The sequence below is a fragment of the Actinomadura latina NBRC 106108 genome, assembly GCF_001552195.1.
Lineage (GTDB): Bacteria > Actinomycetota > Actinomycetes > Streptosporangiales > Streptosporangiaceae > Spirillospora > Spirillospora latina.
On sequence record NZ_BCQS01000046.1, the window covers coordinates 22,039 to 38,460 of the forward strand.

General features: G+C 73.5%; 12 protein-coding genes. 6 read left to right on the forward strand and 6 right to left on the reverse strand.

The features are described 5' to 3' along the window. Window positions 1–31: 31 nt before the first annotated feature. Window positions 32–1,357, reverse strand: coding sequence for a glycosyltransferase family 2 protein (locus AL2_RS34735; protein ID WP_067641346.1), 1,326 nt, complete (start codon window positions 1,355–1,357; stop codon window positions 32–34). Window positions 1,358–1,701: 344 nt separating this feature from the next. Here AL2_RS34735 and AL2_RS34740 point away from each other — a divergent pair, with 344 nt between their 5' ends. Then, on the forward strand, window positions 1,702–3,555 hold the full coding sequence (locus AL2_RS34740) for a hypothetical protein (protein WP_083947225.1): 1,854 nt from the start codon (window positions 1,702–1,704) through the stop codon (window positions 3,553–3,555). A 29-nt stretch (window positions 3,556–3,584) separates the two neighbouring features. Here AL2_RS34740 and AL2_RS34745 read toward each other — a convergent pair whose 3' ends face one another. Together AL2_RS34745 and rsmI are read right to left on the reverse strand one after the other, a co-directional pair. Next, on the reverse strand, window positions 3,585–3,887 hold the full coding sequence (locus tag AL2_RS34745; RefSeq protein ID WP_067641348.1) for a hypothetical protein: 303 nt from the start codon (window positions 3,885–3,887) through the stop codon (window positions 3,585–3,587). 141 nt (window positions 3,888–4,028) lie between these two features. Beyond that, window positions 4,029–4,865, reverse strand: coding sequence for a 16S rRNA (cytidine(1402)-2'-O)-methyltransferase (rsmI, locus tag AL2_RS34750; protein ID WP_245667120.1), 837 nt, complete (start codon window positions 4,863–4,865; stop codon window positions 4,029–4,031). Window positions 4,866–4,909: 44 nt separating this feature from the next. Between rsmI and AL2_RS34755 the strand changes: the two genes are divergently transcribed. Beyond that, window positions 4,910–6,592 carry a dolichyl-phosphate-mannose--protein mannosyltransferase gene (locus AL2_RS34755; RefSeq protein WP_067641352.1) on the forward strand — a complete coding sequence of 561 codons (1,683 nt, stop codon included), beginning with the start codon at window positions 4,910–4,912 and terminating at the stop codon, window positions 6,590–6,592. A gap of 7 nt (window positions 6,593–6,599) precedes the next feature. On the opposite strand, the gene AL2_RS34760 is transcribed toward AL2_RS34755, so the two are convergent. Continuing rightward, the gene (locus AL2_RS34760) at window positions 6,600–7,799 is read right to left on the reverse strand and encodes an MFS transporter (RefSeq protein ID WP_067641354.1); all 1,200 of its coding nucleotides are present in this window, start codon (window positions 7,797–7,799) and stop codon (window positions 6,600–6,602) included. 114 nt (window positions 7,800–7,913) lie between these two features. Between AL2_RS34760 and AL2_RS34765 the strand changes: the two genes are divergently transcribed. After that, a complete protein-coding gene (locus tag AL2_RS34765; RefSeq protein WP_067641356.1) occupies window positions 7,914–8,903 on the forward strand; it encodes a LacI family DNA-binding transcriptional regulator in 990 nt (329 codons plus the stop codon). Window positions 8,904–8,911: 8 nt separating this feature from the next. Beyond that, the gene (locus AL2_RS34770; RefSeq protein ID WP_067641358.1) at window positions 8,912–9,910 is read left to right on the forward strand and encodes a magnesium transporter CorA family protein; all 999 of its coding nucleotides are present in this window, start codon (window positions 8,912–8,914) and stop codon (window positions 9,908–9,910) included. A 56-nt stretch (window positions 9,911–9,966) separates the two neighbouring features. Here the strand turns inward: AL2_RS34770 and AL2_RS34775 are convergent, their stop codons facing one another. Further along, a complete protein-coding gene (locus tag AL2_RS34775; RefSeq protein WP_067641360.1) occupies window positions 9,967–11,622 on the reverse strand; it encodes a penicillin-binding transpeptidase domain-containing protein in 1,656 nt (551 codons plus the stop codon). A 23-nt stretch (window positions 11,623–11,645) separates the two neighbouring features. On the opposite strand from AL2_RS34775, the gene AL2_RS40290 reads away from it, so the two are divergent. Both AL2_RS40290 and AL2_RS34785 read left to right on the forward strand, forming a co-directional pair. Further along, window positions 11,646–12,140, forward strand: a complete 495-nt coding sequence (locus AL2_RS40290; protein WP_376741346.1) for a LysR family transcriptional regulator — start codon at window positions 11,646–11,648, stop codon at window positions 12,138–12,140. 36 nt (window positions 12,141–12,176) lie between these two features. Next, the gene (locus AL2_RS34785; protein ID WP_157438562.1) at window positions 12,177–14,915 is read left to right on the forward strand and encodes an AAA family ATPase; all 2,739 of its coding nucleotides are present in this window, start codon (window positions 12,177–12,179) and stop codon (window positions 14,913–14,915) included. Here AL2_RS34785 and AL2_RS34790 read toward each other — a convergent pair. After that, window positions 14,906–16,213: an amidase gene (locus tag AL2_RS34790; RefSeq protein WP_067641366.1), complete on the reverse strand. Its 1,308-nt coding sequence runs from the start codon at window positions 16,211–16,213 to the stop codon at window positions 14,906–14,908. The genes AL2_RS34785 and AL2_RS34790 overlap by 10 nt on opposite strands. Window positions 16,214–16,422 lie beyond the last annotated feature (209 nt).

A 16,422-nucleotide genomic window follows, 5' to 3' on the forward strand; every position in this document is an offset into this window, starting at 1 on the left:
CGCTCAGCACCTTCTCGGTACGGGGCGGGCGTCAGCGCTCGGACGCGCCGTCCTCGCCGCCGTCCTCGTCCCGCGCCCGCGCCGCCGGGACCTTCTCGTCCGCCGCCTGCTCGGCCTGCTCAGCCTCGGCCTTCTCGGCGGCGCGCCTGGCCTTGTGCGCGGCGGCGTCCACGACGCCCGCGGCCTCCTCGGCCGGGTCGGTGAGCGGCGGGTGCTGGCGGCGGCGGATGCCGAGGATGCTGACGAACAGTGAGGCGAAGATGGCCTGGAAGCTCATCACGAGCGCGGTGGCGGCGGGGACGACCATGCGCAGCGAGTGCCGCGGGTCGAGCTCGCCGAAGTTGTTGACCCGCCAGTGCAGCAGCGACGCGACGAGGCCGGCCAGACCGGCGACGGCGAGCAGCCCGCCGAAGAGCAGGCCGCGCTCCAGGCTCCACCAGTCGATGATCTTCTGCACCCGGCGGTCGTGCGGGAGGAATCCCTCCTGCATCGCGTACACCTTCGTGAGCAGTGCGAACAGCACCGCCTGGAAGCCGATCACCAGCGCGGCGGACGCGCCGACCAGCGTGTCGACGTCGAAGGCGATCTCCCCGATGGTCACCGGGCCGGTCGACAGCGCGATCCCGGCGACGAGGCCGAGAGTCATGAAGACCAATCCGGGGATGAGGAACAGCCAGCGAGGGCTGTAGAGCATGAGGAAGCGAAGATGACGCCATCCGTCACGCCAGGTGTTGAGGTGCGGGGCGCGGCTCCGCCCGTCCGGCGACAGCGTGGTCGGCACCTCGCGGATGTCGTAGCCCTGCAGGGTCGCCTTGACGACCATCTCGCTGGCGAACTCCATCCCGCCGGTCTGCAGCCCGAGCCGCATGATGGCGTCCTTCTCGAAGGCGCGCAGCCCGCAGTGGAAGTCGCCGCTCTTGCTGCCGAAGAACAGCCGGCCGACGAAGCTGAGCACCGGGTTGCCGAGGTAGCGGTGCAGCGGCGGCATGGCGCCGTCGGCGATGCCGCCCTTGAACCGGTTGCCCATGACGAGGTCGGCGCCGTCGCGCAACTCGTCCAGGAACGGCCCGAGGGTGGTGAAGTCGTAGGAGTCGTCGGCGTCGCCCATCGCGACGTACTTGCCGCGCGCGGCCCGGATCCCGCCCATCAGGGCGTTGCCGTAGCCCTTGTCGATCACCGGCACGACGCGCGCCCCGGCGTCCCGGGCGAGCTGCTGGCTGCCGTCGGTGCTGCCGTTGTCGGCGATGACGACCTCGCCGTCGATGCCGCTGTCCTCAAAGAAGCCGATCGTCTTGCGGACGCAGGTCTCGACCGTTTCGGCCTCATTCAGACATGGCATCACTACGGAGAGTTCCACGCGATCTCCTTCGTTACCCCTGGTGACCGTCTGCGGTGTTTTCCACTAATCTCAGTTGTTCCGCGGGGCGGCCCGTCGTTCGTTCATGATGCCCGCCGAAGACGGGTCATGATGGCCGCTCTCGTCAAGAGCACCCGTATCGTGTTGCCCACTTGCAACCGAAAAACCCTCTCCGGAACGGTCGCGGGCGGCAGGCTAGGACGTCAAGCATACGGGCACGGCGGCCCGGAAGGGGTGGGTCGGCTGTGACGCGCGCCGGAGAAGGCGGTGTCGGCGGCAGGAGTGCCGGCGCCAAGAGCAGTGCCACCGGACCGGGGACCGGACACCGAAGGGGAGGTGCGGCAGTGGCGGGGGAAACGCCGCAGAGCACCGCGCTGGACACAGGACTCGGCACCGCGCCCGGCACCGCGCCGGACGGCTCCGCGACCGCCGGGGACGGCGCGTCCGCCGAGGTCGGCGCGGCCGCGCCCCACGCGGAGGACGCCCTCGCCGGGAACGGCGCCGGGAACGGCGCCGGGAACGGCGCCGGGGCCGACACGCCCGGCGGGACGGGCACCGCGAAAAAATCCGGCAAAGCCATTGCGGCCGGCCCCGGAACCCCGGCTGAGGACGACCTGAAGAACGGCGCCACCTCCGCTGGAGAAAAGAGCGGCGACACTCCGCCGATAGGAGAAACCGCAGGATACGGGGCGGTTCCGGGTGGCAGGCGGCGGGCGCGCGGGCTGTGGACGCTGGCCCGCCGGCATCCGCTGTTCAGTGTGATCATTGCCACAGCGGCGCTGCTCCGGCTGATCGCGATGCTCGGCTACCAGCCGGTGATGTTCTTCAACGACAGCTTCGACTATCTGCACGTCGCGACCGACCCCTACCCGCACCCGCTCCGCCCCGACGGCTACGCGTTCCTCCTCTACGTCCTCAAGCCGTTCCACAGCTTCGCGCTCGTCGCCGCCCTCCAGCACCTGATGGGCCTGGCCATGGGCGTGATGATCTACGCGCTGCTGCGGCGGCGGTTCGGGCTGCCCGGCTGGGGCGCGGCGCTCGCCGCCGCGCCGGTCCTGCTGGACGCCTACCAGCTCCAGCTGGAGCACCTGGTCCTGTCTGACACGCTGTTCACCTTCCTGGTGATGAGCGCCGTCACGCTGCTGCTGTGGCACGACCGCCCGACCTGGCGGATCGCCGCGTCGGTCGGGCTGATCGTCGGGATGGCGTGGCTGACCCGCTCGGTCGGGATGCCCGTGCTGCTCGGCGTGCTGGTCTACCTGCTCATCCGGCGCGCCGGCTGGAAGCCGATCGCGATCACGCTCGCCGCGTGCATGCTGCCGGTGCTGGCGTACATGGGCTGGTACAAGGTCGACAGCGGCAAGTTCGCGATCACCGAGAGCAACGGGATCTTCCTGTACGCGCGGGTCTACAAGTTCGCCGACTGCCACCAGATGAAGGACCTGCCGGTCCGCGAGTACCCGCTGTGCACCGAGCCGGCGAACCGGCTTCCGAACTCCCAGGACGGCATCTGGAACGCCCAGTCCCCGCTCAACCGCTACACCGGCACCCGCTTCAGCCCGGAGAACAACGCGCTCGGCAACGACTTCGCCAAGCGGGCGATCGTCGCGCAGCCGGGCGACTACCTCCAGGTCGTCGCGCACGACTTCTTCCGGGTCTTCCGGTGGGAGCGGACGGTCTTCCCCGACCCCGCCACGTACTCGCAGTACGAGTTCGAGGGCAGGAGCCGCAAGCTGCCCGACTGGCACATGCCGGGCGGCGGGGTCGCGTCCCAGGAGGCCAAGGCGTACGAGCGCGGCAACGCCCAGACGCAGGTGGTGGAGCCGTTCGCCGGGGTCGCCCGCGGCTACCAGGACGTCTTCTACCTGCGCGGGACGTTGCTCGGCGGCATCCTGCTGCTCGGCCTGGCGGGGCTGGTCCCGCTGTGGCGGCGGTTCGGCGGCGAGGCGCTGCTGCCGGCGACGCTCGCGACCGGGCTGCTGCTCGCGCCGGCCGCGACCGCGGAGTTCGACTACCGGTACGTGCTGCCGGCCGTCCCGCTGGCGGCGCTCGCCGCCGGGACGGCGTTCAGGCCCGAGGTCCGCGCGGCGGTCGCCGGCCGGTGGCGCCGGCTCCGGCGGGGGCCCGAGGCGCGGGAGGTCCCGGCGCCGGACGTGCCGGAGATCGAGACCAAGGTCCCCGAGGTCGCGGCGAACTGAGCCGGCCCCGCCCGCTCACCAGGCGTCCGCTACCAGGCGTGCATGCGGCGGAGGTGGAACACCATCGCCACATCGCTGCCGGTGCGGGCCTTGGGGACCTCGCCCTCCTTGCCCCGCGTCGCCGAGAGCGCCTTCACGTTCTGGCTCTGGCAGTTCGGGCAGCAGCGGTCCATCCAGGGCGTCGTGCAGGGCTGCCCGCCGCGCTCATAGACGACGGCCTCGTTGCCGTGCCCGTCACCCGAGTGCCGGACCTCGAACTCCTCGTTCCAGGTCGTCGCGCAACTCAGGCACTCGAAGACCCATACCTCGTGGCTCGACCATGCGTCCTGCACGGCTGACACCCCCTCGCGCGCGTCGGGTTCACCGCGTCCACTTCCATGGTGACCCCGCCAGGCCCATAGTGCCCCCGTTGGCCGGCCACCGATCGGAGTTATTCCCGGAAAGAACTGGTTGGACCGGTCCCATGCCGGTGACTATTTCCTGGCCTTGACAACGGCGTCGTAAACCACGCGCTTCGGCGCGCCGTTCTCCCTGGCGACCTCGGAGATCGCCTCCTTGCGAGGCGTCCCGGCCTCCTCGCGGACGGCGACGGCGGCGGCCAGGTCGGCCGGTTCGGTCAGCCCGGCCCGCTCCGGCGCGCCCCCGACGACCAGCGTGATCTCGCCGAGCACCGGGCCCTCCGCCCACGCGGCCAGCTCGCCGAGCGTCCCCCGCCGGACCTCCTCGTAGGTCTTGGTCAGCTCGCGGCAGACCGCGGCCGGGCGGCCGGCGCCGAACGCGTCCGCCATCGCCGCGAGGGTGGCGCCCAGCCGGCGCGGCGACTCGAAGAACACCATCGTGCGGGGCTCGTCGGCCAGCGCGCCGAACCGGCGGGCCCGCTCCCCCGGCTTGCGCGGCGCGAAGCCCTCGAAGCAGAACCGGTCGGTGGGCAGCCCCGACACCACCAGCGCGGTCGTGACGGCGGACGGCCCCGGCAGCACCGAGACCGGCACCCCCTCGGCGACGGCGGCGCGCACCAGCCGGTACCCGGGATCGGACACCCCGGGCATGCCCGCGTCGGTGATGACCAGCACGTCCCGCCCGGCCAGCAGCTCCGCCACCAGTCCGGCGGCCCGCGTCCGCTCGTTCAGGTCGTTGTACGCCACGACCTTCGCGGCCAGCTCCACGCCGAGGTCGCTCGCCAGCCGGCGCAGCCGCCGGGTGTCCTCGGCCGCGATCACCGGCGCGTCCGCCAGTGCCTCCCGCAGCCGCGCCGACGCGTCCCCGGCCCGTCCGATCGGCGCCGCCGCAAGCACCAGAGTCCCTGTCACGCGCCCATTCTCCCAGGGGGCGGCCGCGCCCGTACGATGACAGGATGACGACCGACCTGGTCCCCGCCCCAGCCGTCGCGTCCCGCCGCCGGCCGCCCTCGCTGCGGGAGTGGCTCGCACCCGCGATTCCGGGCGGTGCGCTGCTGTCCTGGCTGGGCCCGCTGCTGGTCACGGTGCTCGCCGGGTACCTGCGGTTCGACCGGCTCGGGTCGCCGAAGGCGGTGGTCTTCGACGAGACGTACTACGCCAAGGACGCGCTCGCCCTGCTGAAGTTCGGCTGGGAGCACAACACCGTCGAGAACGCCGACAAGCTGCTGATCGCCGATCCGGACGCGCACATCTGGGCGAACGGGCCGGCGTTCGTCGCGCATCCGCCGTTCGGCAAATGGATGATCGCGGTCGGCGAGTGGCTGTTCGGCGCGACGCCGTTCGGCTGGCGGTTCGTGCCCGCGTTGGCCGGGACGCTGTCGGTGCTGATCCTGTGCCGGGTCGCCCGCCGGATGACCGGGTCGACGCTGCTCGGCTGCGCCGCCGGGCTGCTGCTCGCGGTGGACGGGCTGGCGTTCGTGACCAGCCGGGCCGCGCTGCTGGACGTCTTCGTGATGTTCTGGGTCCTCGCCGGGTTCGCGTGCCTGGTGAACGACCGGTGCCGGTCCCGCCGCGTCCTCGCCGAGAGGATCGAGCGCGGGGACCGCTCGATCTACGGGCCGTTCCTCGCGCACGGCTGGCGGTGGGCGGCCGGGGTCTGCCTCGGGCTGGCCTGCGCCACCAAGTGGACGGGGATCTTCTACGTCGCCGCGTTCGGGCTGATGGTCGTCCTGTGGGACTACGGCGCCCGCCGCGCGGCCGGGGTGCGGGCCCCCTTCGCCGGGACGATGCTGCTGGAGGCGGTCCCCGCGTTCGTCCAGCTGGTCGTGGTGGGGCTGGTGACCTACCTGGCGACCTGGTGGGGGTGGATCTTCAAGCCGGGCGGCTGGGGGCGCGGCACGGTGTCCGGCCATCTGCTGTGGCGGCCGGTCGAGGCCATGCCGAAGCTGTGGGACTACCACGCGCAGATGCTCGGCTTCCACACCGGGCTGCACTCGAAGCACCCGTACCAGTCGTGGCCGTGGGGCTGGCCGATCCTGCGCCGTCCCGTCGCGTTCTTCTACACCGAGCCGAAGGGCGGCTGCGGCGGCGCGGCGCGCTGCTCGCGGGAGATCCTCGGCATCGGCACGCCCGCGCTGTGGTGGGGCGCCCTCGTCGCGCTGATCATCGTCGCGTACCTGTGGCTGATGCTGCGGGACTGGCGGGCGGGCGCGATCCTGCTGGGCTTCCTCGCGGGCTGGGCGACCTGGTTCCCGTCGGCGTTCGCGGACCGGACGATGTTCCTGTTCTACGCGACGCCGCTGATCCCGTTCATGGTGCTGGCGGTCGTGCTCGTCCTCGGGTACCTGATAGGTCCGGCGCCCGCCGGGATGGCGGGCGCGCACGCGGCGCCGCTCGGGGAGAAGGGCCTCGACGAGACCTATGCGCTGCCCGGCGAGCCCCCGGGGGACGGCGGAGCGCACACACCGCCGGTGCCGGTCCAGGGGGCGGGCATGCGCCGGCTGATCGGCGCCGCGGCCGCGGGCGCGTTCCTCCTGGTGGTGCTGGCGAACTTCGCGTACTTCCACCCGATCTTGTCGGCGCAGACGATCCCGTACAACGAATGGAACGAGCGGATCTGGTTCCAGTCCTGGGTCTGATACGCGGCTAGGCCGCCGCCTCGGCGGTCGCGGCGCGCGGGGCGGGGCGGAGCGTCCGGCCGCCGAGCAGGCAGAGGCCCAGGGCGAGGACGCCGCCCACGCCGGCGCCGGCGAACGCCCCGGGGACGCCCGCCGCGTCCTGCCCGACGCCGGCGGCGAACGAGCCGAGCGACCCGCCCGCGCCGATCGCCGCGACGACCCACGCGAACGCCTCGGTGACGGTGCCGGCGGGCGCGAGCCGGTCGACGAGCGAGAAGCTGCACGCCAGCACCGGGGCGAGGGACACGCCGGACACGAACGCCAGCACCGACATGACGGGCAGGCCGGGCGCGAGGACGAGCGGGACGTACCCGGCGGCGAGCGCGGCCAGCAGCCAGCGCAGCCGGCGGTGCGGCTCGCCCGCCCACGGCCGGGCGCCGTAGCCGATCCCGCCGGCGAGGGCGCCGCCCGCCATGCACGCCAGCAGCAGCCCGGACGCGAGGTCGCTGCCCTGCTCTTCGGCGTAGGCGACGACGGCGACGGCGTAGACGCCGAGCGCGATCCCGGCGCAGGCGAGCGAGACCAGCAGCACCCGCAGGCCCGGGGAGCGCAGCGGCCCGGCCCAGTCGGCGGCGCGCGGCTCGCTCCGCCACCGGCGGGACGGCCCGGACAGCGCGACGACCAGCGTCCCGGCGACGCCGAGCGCGCCGGTGAGCAGCAGCGCCGCCTCGGTGCTCAGCACCGCCGCCGCGACGACGAGCAGCGGCCCGGCGGTGAAGAGGATCTCCTGGGCGGCGGCGTCGAGCGCGTAGGCGGCGTCGACCTGCTCCTGGCCGTCCAGGACGTCCGGCCAGAGCGCGCGCAGCCCGGCCTCCAGCGGCGGGGTGGCGAACCCGGCGAGGACCACGGCGGCGACGGCCACCGGCAGCGGGTGGGCGCCCACGGCGGCGAGGAGCGCGAAGCCCGCGGCGGCGGCGCAGGCGGCGGGCAGCAGGACGGGCGGCTGGCCGTAGCGGTCCATGACGCGGCCGAGGGCGGGCTGCCCGGCGGCGGTCGCGAGGCCGAAGACCGCGGCGAGCGTCCCGGCGAGCGGGTAGCCGCCGTCGTCGGCGCGGACGTGCAGGACGACGGCGAGCATGCCCATCCCGTTGGGCAGCCGGCCGAGCAGGGTGCCGCCGAGCAGCCGTGCCGCGTGCGGCCTCCGCAGGAAGACGACGTAGCCGCGCATCGATGGTCCCCCGAAGATCCCCGTCATACGTATTACCGACCCGTCATACGTACCACTTCCGGGGGCCTCCGCTCTAGTCTGTTTTCGTCCCAATGTTCGCCCAGGGAGGTGCGGGTGCCGGCGATCAGCCGTCCCACCAGCAAGGACGTGGCCCACGAGGCGGGGGTCTCGCAGTCCACGGTCTCCCTCGTGCTGGGCGGGAAGTGGACCGGGCGCGTCTCCCCCGCGACCGCGCGCAGCGTCCGGGACGCCGCCGAGCGGCTCGGCTACCGGCCCAACCAGGCGGCCCGCAACCTGCGGCTCGGCACCACCCGGACCGTCCTGCTGATGGTCCCGACCCTGACCGCGCCGTTCTTCGGCCCCGTCTACACGGGCGCGGCGCGGGTCGCGGCCCGGCACGGCTTCGGCGTGGTCGTCTCCACCTGGCCGGACGAGGCGGAGGGACCCGCCGGCGGCCCGTTCGGCTCGGACGAGGCGATCGACGGGATCCTCGCGTCCTCGATGGCCGTGGACGCGCTCGGCCGCCTCCGGGAGACGCCCGCCGTGATGCTCGACAGCGGCCCCGGCGGCGGCGTGCCCACGGTCGACTTCGGCGTCGCCGAGGGGATGCGGGCGATCGCCGGGCACCTGGCCGGACTCGGCCACCGCCGGTTCGGGCACGTGGCCGCCGCCGTCGACCAGTGGACGTTCCGCGCCCGCGCCGAGGCCCTCGCCGCCACCGTCGCGGCGCTCCCCGGCGGCGTGCTGACCCGCGGCACCTGCGCGATCGACGTCTCGTCGGCGAAGGACGCCGCGTTGCGGCTGCTGTCGGGCCCCGCGCCGCCGACCGCGCTGGTCTGCGACGACGACCTGATCGCCGCGGGCGCCTACAAGGCGGCGCGGGCGCTCGGCCTCGACGTCCCGTCCGACTTGTCGGTCACCGGGTTCGACGACGTGCTGCTCGCCACCGCGCTGGAGCCGGAGCTGACGACCGTCCGGCTGCCCGCCGAGGAGCTGGGCGCGCAGGGCATGACCGCCCTGCTGGAACTGCTCGCCGGCGGCCGGCCCGCCCCGCGCGTCCTGCCGGGGGAACTCGTCGTCCGCGACTCCACCGGCCGGGTATAGGAGGGCGCATGGGATCCGATCCGCCCGGCACGCCGCCCCCGAGGACCCGGGCATGGCGCGGCGGCAGCGTCGAGGCCGAGGACTTCCCCGTCGCGGAGGTGAGCGACTACCTGGAGCGCCCCGACGTCGTCGTGTGGGTCGACCTGTGCGCGCCGCACCACGAGGACCTGCGCATCATCAGCGACGAACTCGGCCTCGACCCGGTCGCCGTGGAGGACGCGGTGTCCCGGCACGAGCGGACGAAGCTCGACCGGTACCACGGGTACGCGTTCCTCAACGTCTACATCCCGCATGTGGACGGCGGCGCCATGGTCATGCACGAGCTGTCGGCCTTCATCGCGGAGCGCGTGCTGGTCACCGTCCGGCAGGAGCACGGCTTCGACGCGGACGCCCTCATCGATCGCTGGGACCAGAGCGCGGACCCGGGTTACGACAAGCCCACCACCGCGTTCCTCGTGCACGGCATGCTCGACCTCGTCGTCGACCTGCAACTCGCGGCCGTCCAGGCGCTCGACGACGAGGCCGACGAGGTCGAGGACCTGGTCTTCGGCGACGAGTTCCCGGTGAAGGAGATCCAGCACCGCAGCTACCGGCTGCGCAAGGACCTGGCCAAGCTGCGGCGGGTCGCGCTGCCGATGCGGGAAGTGCTGAACACCCTGCTCCGCCGCGACGTGGGGCTCGTCCCGCCGCCGCTGGTCCCCTACTTCCAGGACGTCTACGACCACACGCTGCGCATCGGCGAGTGGACGGACGCACTGCGCGACCTCGTCGCCGACCTCCTCGACACGCGGCTGGCGCTGCAGAGCAACCGGATGAACGAGGTGATGAAGAAGGTCACCAGCTGGGCGGCGATCATCGCGGTGCCGACCGCCGTCACCGGGTTCTACGGGATGAACGTCCCCTACCCGGGCTTCTCGCGGCACGACGGATTCATCGCCAGCGTGATCATCATCGTCCTCTGCAGCACCACCCTCTATGTGATCTTCAAGGTCCGCGACTGGCTGTGAGCCGCGCATCGGCGCGGACGCGATCGCCTACCCCAGCCCGGCCGGCGACGGTGACGTCATCGATTCAGCGACTTCAGGAACTTCGCGGCGATGGGGGCGGCGGCCTCGGCGCCGGTGCCGCCGCCCTCGACGATCACGGCGAAGGCGATGTCCTTGCGGTAGCCGATGAACCAGGCGTGGGTGGGCGGGTTCTTGCCCGAGCCGAACTCGGCGGTGCCGGTCTTGCCGGCCGTGCCGGGCGGGAATCCGACGCCGGACGCGGTGCCCTCGCTGACGACGGCGGGCATCAGGGCGTGCAGGGCCTTCTCGACGGCGGGTTCCAGCTTCTTCGGGGGCGCGGGCTCGCGGCCGCCGGCGTCGGCGGCCCGGCCCGCGAGGGCCGCGTCGACGAGGCGGGGCGACCGCCAGGTCCCGTCGGCCGCGGCGGCGGCGACGCTCGCCATGTTGAGGGGGCTGGTCAGCACCTGGCCCTGGCCGAAGGACGCGGACGCGAACGCGGTGTCGTCCCGGTTGCCGGGGAACGCCGCCCGGACGGCGGGGAGCCCGGCGATGATCGGGACGTTGAACCCGAACTGGGACGCGACCTGCGCGAGGCGCTTCTCGCCCAGCTTGTCCACGGCGAGGCGCGCGAAGGTGGTGTTGCAGGAGTGCGCGAACGCCTCGCGGAACGGGATCGTCCCGAAGTCCTCGTGCTGGTAGTTGTGGAACGACCGGCCGCCGACGTTGGTGGTGGCGGGGCAGCCGACCCTGGTGGACGGGGACACGCCGCCCGCGACGAGGGCGGCGGCGGTAACGACCTTGAACGTGGAGCCGGGCGGGTACTGGCCCATCAGCGCCCGGTTGTAGCCGCCGGGCTTGTTCGCGACGGCGAGGATCTCGCCGGTGGACGGGCGCAGCGCCACCATCGACGCGGGCTTCTCCGCGTCGCCGAGGGCCTTGCCGGCGGCGGCCTGGGCCTTCGGGTCGATCGTGGTCTTCAGCGGCCGGCCGTCGATGTCGCCGAACCGCTTGAGCGTCTTCACCGGCTTGTTCCCGGCGTCCACGATCTGGACGGTGAGGGCGGGCGTGCCGGCGAGGCGGCGCTCGTACTGCTTCTGCAGGCCGTCCGCGCCGACCGGGTCGCCCTTGCGGTAGGGGGCGCCGAGCTTCTTCGCGGCGTCCGCGGACGCCGCGCCGAGCGGGCCGGCGAGCTGCCGGGCGGACCCGGACGGGGAGCCGCTCAGGTCGCTGCCGTCCGCCGCGAGGACGGCGGCGCGGCCGGGCCAGGCGCGGGCGGCGCGCAGCCGCTGCCCCTCGGCGAGCGTCGGGAAGATCACCTGCGGCGACCAGCGGACGAGCCACTCGCCGTCCCGCTCGACGAGCGGCAGCGACCCCTCGTACGTCCAGCTGCGGTCGCCGGCGAGGGTCAGCTCGGCGGTGTAGGAGCCGCCGGCCCGGCCGCCGTCGGCCTTCCCCACGGACGCGACGGTGTAGCGCTGAGCGGTGACGCCCAGCTCGTCCCGCATGCCGGTGAGCCGCTTCTCGAAGTCGGCGGGCGGGCGGTCGGTCAGCGCCTTCATCGCGGCGAGGTCACCGCCGCTCCAGGCCGCGAGGAAGCGCTTCGCTGCGTCCTCCGGGTCTTCTCCGTCGCGCAGGAACCACACCGTCCCCGCTCCCACGACGAGCACCGCCACCGCGATCGCGGCGACGGCCAGCACACGGGATCGGCGCATCGTCGATCTCCCTTCCCCCTGACATGGAGGCACAAGAACATCAGGCGCCGTCCGGAAAGTCCAAGATTGATATCAATGTCGCAAAGATATCCGTATTGATATCCTCGCTGGTCGTGGACCTGGTCGGGCATCTGCGGTGCTTCGTCATGGTGGCCGAAGAGCTGCACTTCGGGCACGCGGCGGAGCGGCTCGGCATGGCCCAGCCGCCGCTCAGCCAGCGGATCCAGCGGCTGGAGCGGGAGCTCGGCGTGCGGCTGTTCGACCGCACCAGCCGGAAGGTGGAACTGACCGCGCCCGGCCGGCTGCTGCTGGACGAGGCCCGTGACATCCTCGCACCCGGTCGCCGCTCTCCACGGCGGTGCTGCCGCAGGCCGACGCCGTCATCGGCACCGCGGCCCGGCTGGCGGTCGAGTCGCTCGGTCGCTCATGAACGCGACGGCGCTCGAATACGAAAACGTGTCACATTCAATACCACGGATCCGCGTGAGAGCTCCACCGGCACTCTCCGCACTACATAGGCTGTACCCCGGTTTTGACTTCCTGGGGAGTGTTCTTTGCGGCTGCCAGACCATCTGGAGCTACTGCTCACCGACGAGCCGGTGCTCGACGTCTACTCGCACGGCCCCTGGCGCGTCCCGGACGGCCTGTTCGAGGAGATCTCGGCGCGGATCGACGGGCTGGCGGCCGATCCGCGGGCCGCGGAGCTGACCACCGACGAGCACAAGCTGCTGACCCTGCCGGCGTCGCTCGTCACCGCGGAGATCTTCGGCATGCTGGCCTTCCTGCCGGGCGGCGGCGCCATCAAGGCGGGGTCGTGGTCGCAGCTGCCCGAGCGCCTGCTGAACGGGCACCTGGTCAACCCGGGGCCGCTCAGCACCCGGATGACGCGGTGGGACGCGCCGGGCGGCCGGTGGCGGCCGCCGGTGGACTGGCTGATCGAGGCGCCCGACCGGGGGCTGGCGATCGAGCTGGCGCGCGACTGCCTGTCGGTGCTGGAGGGCATCGAGCCGCTGGAGGAGCGCCGCAAGGCGCTGCTGCGCCTCTACGACGACCCGCCCGAGTGCGAGACGGGCCTGCCGAAGTCGGAGCTGCGCGAGCACTGGCACGCGCACGCCGGCGACGACATCGTCGCGGCGGTGCCGGAGCTGCTCGGCCCGGTCGGCTACCTGGAGTGGGCGTGCGCGGGGCTGCTCGCGTCCTACGAGCATCTGACGGACGTCGCGCCGCGCGACGAGACCGTCGAGGTCCACCTGATCCAGCTGCTCCTGCAGGGCAGCATGGAGCACGTCCCGGCGGAGCTGGCGGTGGCGCTCGGCGAGGACCGCTACGCCGAGCTGCAGCAGCGGTTCGCGGCGGAGCGCCGCGGGTTCAAGGCCGGCGCGTGGCAGGAGCGGACGCGGGCGTGGCTGGTCCGCGCGCTGGTCGCGGGGGCGGCGGACGCGTGCCGGGGCTGGCTCGACATGGCGATGCGGTTCATCGCCATCGTGCAGGGGCTGCCGGGCGACCCGTGGTTCCCGAAGGCGGAGTGGATCCCGGTCGGCCAGTTCCAGACGGACCTGCGGCGCCTGTACGCGCCGCGGCGCGTCGTCGTGAACCCGCTGACCGAGACGCTGCGGAAGGCGCCGTCGGCGGACCGGGCGGCCGGCGGGGCGGCCGGGGGACGCCGGGCCGCCCGCCCGGAGATCGCGACCTCGCTGGTCGGGCAGCCGGAGGTGGCCGCGGCGCTGGAGGAGCTGACGAGCGGCGGCGATCCGGTCCGGCTGCTGCTGGCGGGCCCGGACGGCACCGGCAAGCGCGACGCCGCGCAGGAACTGGGGAAGGCGCTCGCGCTCGGCCGCGACCCGCACTGGGTCACCGACAACCTGTACACCGGGCAGCGGCTGCCGGACGCCGTCGCCAGGCTGCACGCCGACGCCCGCGACTGCGCCGGCGACCGGCTGCTCGTCGTCGACGGCCTGGACGGGATCGTCTCCGACCCGGGCAACGGGGAGGCGCTCGCCGCCGAACTGCACCGGCTCCTGTCCGTCCACCCCGACCTGCACCTGGTGGCGCTGTGCGACACGGGCGGGGAGGAGCGGATCCGGGAGATCAACCCCGTCCTGCCGCAGCTGTTCCGGGTCGCGCGGACGACGCCGTTCACCGAGGAGGGGCACGCCGAGCTGTTCCGCCGCGCGCTGACCGCGCGCGGCGCCCGCGGCACCCGGCAGGCGGTCGCGGCGGCGGGCGAGCTGCTGGCCGCGACGCCGCCGATGCAGACGCTCCGCAACGCGCGGCTCGCGCCGTATCTCGCCGACCAGCTCGTCGCGGCGGTGCGGGCCCGGCTCGGACCGGACGCCGAACTCGTCGTCCGCAAGCAGGACGTCCCCGACACGCTGGACATCTCCCGGGCCGTCGGGAACCCGCTGGCGGAACTGAACGACCTCACCGGCCTCGACACCGTCAAGCACGAGATCGCGCTGCTCGTCGCCGGGACGCACGCCGCGCGGCTGCGCAGCGAGAACGGGCTGAGGATCACCCCGCCGACCCGGCACATGGTGTTCACCGGCAACCCGGGGACCGGCAAGACGATGGTGGCTCGGCTGCTCGGCCGCATCTACAAGCGGCTCGGCGTCCTGTCGTCCGGGCATCTCGTGGAGGCGTCCCGCGCCCACCTGGTCGGCGAGTACATCGGGCAGACCGCGCCGCGCACCCGCCGGCTGGTCGAGCGGGCGCTCGGCGGCGTGCTGTTCATCGACGAGGCGTACACGCTGACGCAGTCGCCGCTGAAGGGCGACTACGGGCACGAGGCGATCGCCGAGCTGGTCAAGCTGATGGAGGACCACCGCGACGACCTCGTGGTGGTCGTCGCCGGCTACGAGCAGGAGATGGCGGAGTTCCTCGCCGCCAACCCCGGCCTGGACTCGCGGTTCCCGAAGCAGATCCACTTCCCCGACTACACCGACGACGAGCTGATCACCGTGTTCGGGCAGCTCGCCGCCGCGGACGGGTTCGAACTGGCGCCCGGCACCGACGAGCTGCTGGCGACGATGCTGCGCCGCGCGCCCCGCGGCCCGTCCTTCGGCAACGGCCGGCTGATGCGCAACATGCTGGACGTCGCCGTCGCCAACCAGGCGGACCGGGTCGCGTCCGCCGCCGTCCGCGCCCGGCAGGAGCATGCCCAGAAGGACGGCAGGGCCGAGCACGGCGGCGAGCCGACCGGATCGCCTACGAGGCAGGAACTGATCACCATCACCGCCGACGACCTGCCCCCGCTGCTGGAGCACCCGGAGGAGTTCTTCGGCCTCTACCTCTGAGCGGCGAGCCGCTCGGCGGCGTCGAACAGCAGGCCCTCGGCGCCGCGCCGGGTGACGAGCTGGGCGCCGGCGGGCAGGCCGCGGACGGTTCCGGCGGGGACGCTGAGCGCGGGCAGGCCCAGCACGTTCCACGGCGACGTGAGGCTGACCAGCAGCGCGGTCAGCGGCCCGAACTCGACCTCGGTCGCGCCGAGTTCCGGCGCGGTGATCGGCATGGTCGGCATCGCCAGGTAGTCGTAGCGGTCCAGCAGCCCGGCGACCTCCCGCGCGTACCGCTCCCGCTCGCGCAGCGCGCGGACGAGCCGCCACCCCGGCATGCGCCCCGACTCCTCCAGCCGGGCGAGCGTCGCCGGCTGGTACCGGCCGGGCGCGCCGGCGATCCGTTCGGCGTGCACGTCGTACGCCTCGCTGAACTCGATCGCGATGAACACCTCCCGGAGCCCGGCGAAGTTGAGCGGCTCGGCGGGCGCGTCCGGGAACAGGGCCCGGACGGTCCGCACCACCTCGGGGTCGGCGGCGGGCGGCTCGATCCAGGCGGCGCGGCCGTGCGGCCGGCCGCCGTCCTCCGGCGACGGGTCGACGGGCGACGGGCGGGCCTCCTCCGGGCCGGTCAGCGCCCGGTAGGCGATCCGGCAGCCGGCGGCGGACCCGGCGATGACGCCCACATGGTCGAGAGAAGGCGACAGCGGGAACACGCCGCCGGCCGGGATCGCGCCGTGCGCGGGCTTGAACCCGGCGACCCCGCAGAACGCGGACGGGATGCGCACCGACCCGCCGGTGTCGGTGCCGATCGCGAGCGGGACCATGCCGGCGGCGACCGCGACAGCGCTGCCGCTGCTGGAGCCGCCCGGCATCCGCGTCCGGTCGTGCGGGTTGCGGACCGGCCCGTTCGCCGACACGTCACCGGTCGCGCCGAACGCGAACTCCTGCGTCCCCGTCTTCCCGACGATCACGGCGCCGGCGTTCCGGAGCATCGTCACGCACACCGCGTCCTCCTCGGCGACGTACCCGTCGAAGTGCGCGGACCCCATGCCGGTCGGCAGGCCGGCGACGTCGACGATGTCCTTCACCGCGACGGGGACGCCGTGCAGCGGGCCCCGGTCGATGCCGGACGCCAGCTCCCGGTCCGCCCACCGGCCGGCCGCGTCGGCGCCCTCCGGGTCGAGGGTCACGAAGGCGTTCAGGTCAGGGTCGGCCGACTCCAGGGCGCGCGCGGCCAGCCCCTGCGCCGTCTCCTTCCCAGAGCGCAGCGCCTGCCCGAGGTCCGCCAGCGTCCGTCCGGTGAAGAACCCGCCCATACCGCCTCCTACCTGATCAGCCGTCACGAACTGACTAGCACACCGCGGCCTTCGCGGACCAAGCCGGATGCTGCGCTCATGGCGTTCCGTCCCCGGCTCGTCGCTCTGCGTGAACCACTCGCCGCAGGCGTCCTACCGCTGACCGACCGCACGCCCCGTCCCGTGAACTTACGCGCGAGTAGGCGGCAGGCTTCAACACGCCCAGTGGA

What these genes read in the sequence shown, in the direction of transcription:
- AL2_RS34790 (WP_067641366.1), bottom strand. Translation starts at nt 16,213, where the DNA reads ATGGGCGGGTTCTTCACCGGACGGACGCTGGCGGACCTCGGGCAGGCG.
- AL2_RS34755 (WP_067641352.1), top strand. Translation starts at nt 4,910, where the DNA reads ATGACGACCGACCTGGTCCCCGCCCCAGCCGTCGCGTCCCGCCGCCGG.
- AL2_RS34770 (WP_067641358.1), top strand. Translation starts at nt 8,912, where the DNA reads ATGGGATCCGATCCGCCCGGCACGCCGCCCCCGAGGACCCGGGCATGG.
- AL2_RS40290 (WP_376741346.1), top strand. Translation starts at nt 11,646, where the DNA reads ATGGAGGCACAAGAACATCAGGCGCCGTCCGGAAAGTCCAAGATTGAT.
- AL2_RS34775 (WP_067641360.1), bottom strand. Translation starts at nt 11,622, where the DNA reads ATGCGCCGATCCCGTGTGCTGGCCGTCGCCGCGATCGCGGTGGCGGTG.
- AL2_RS34760 (WP_067641354.1), bottom strand. Translation starts at nt 7,799, where the DNA reads ATGCGCGGCTACGTCGTCTTCCTGCGGAGGCCGCACGCGGCACGGCTG.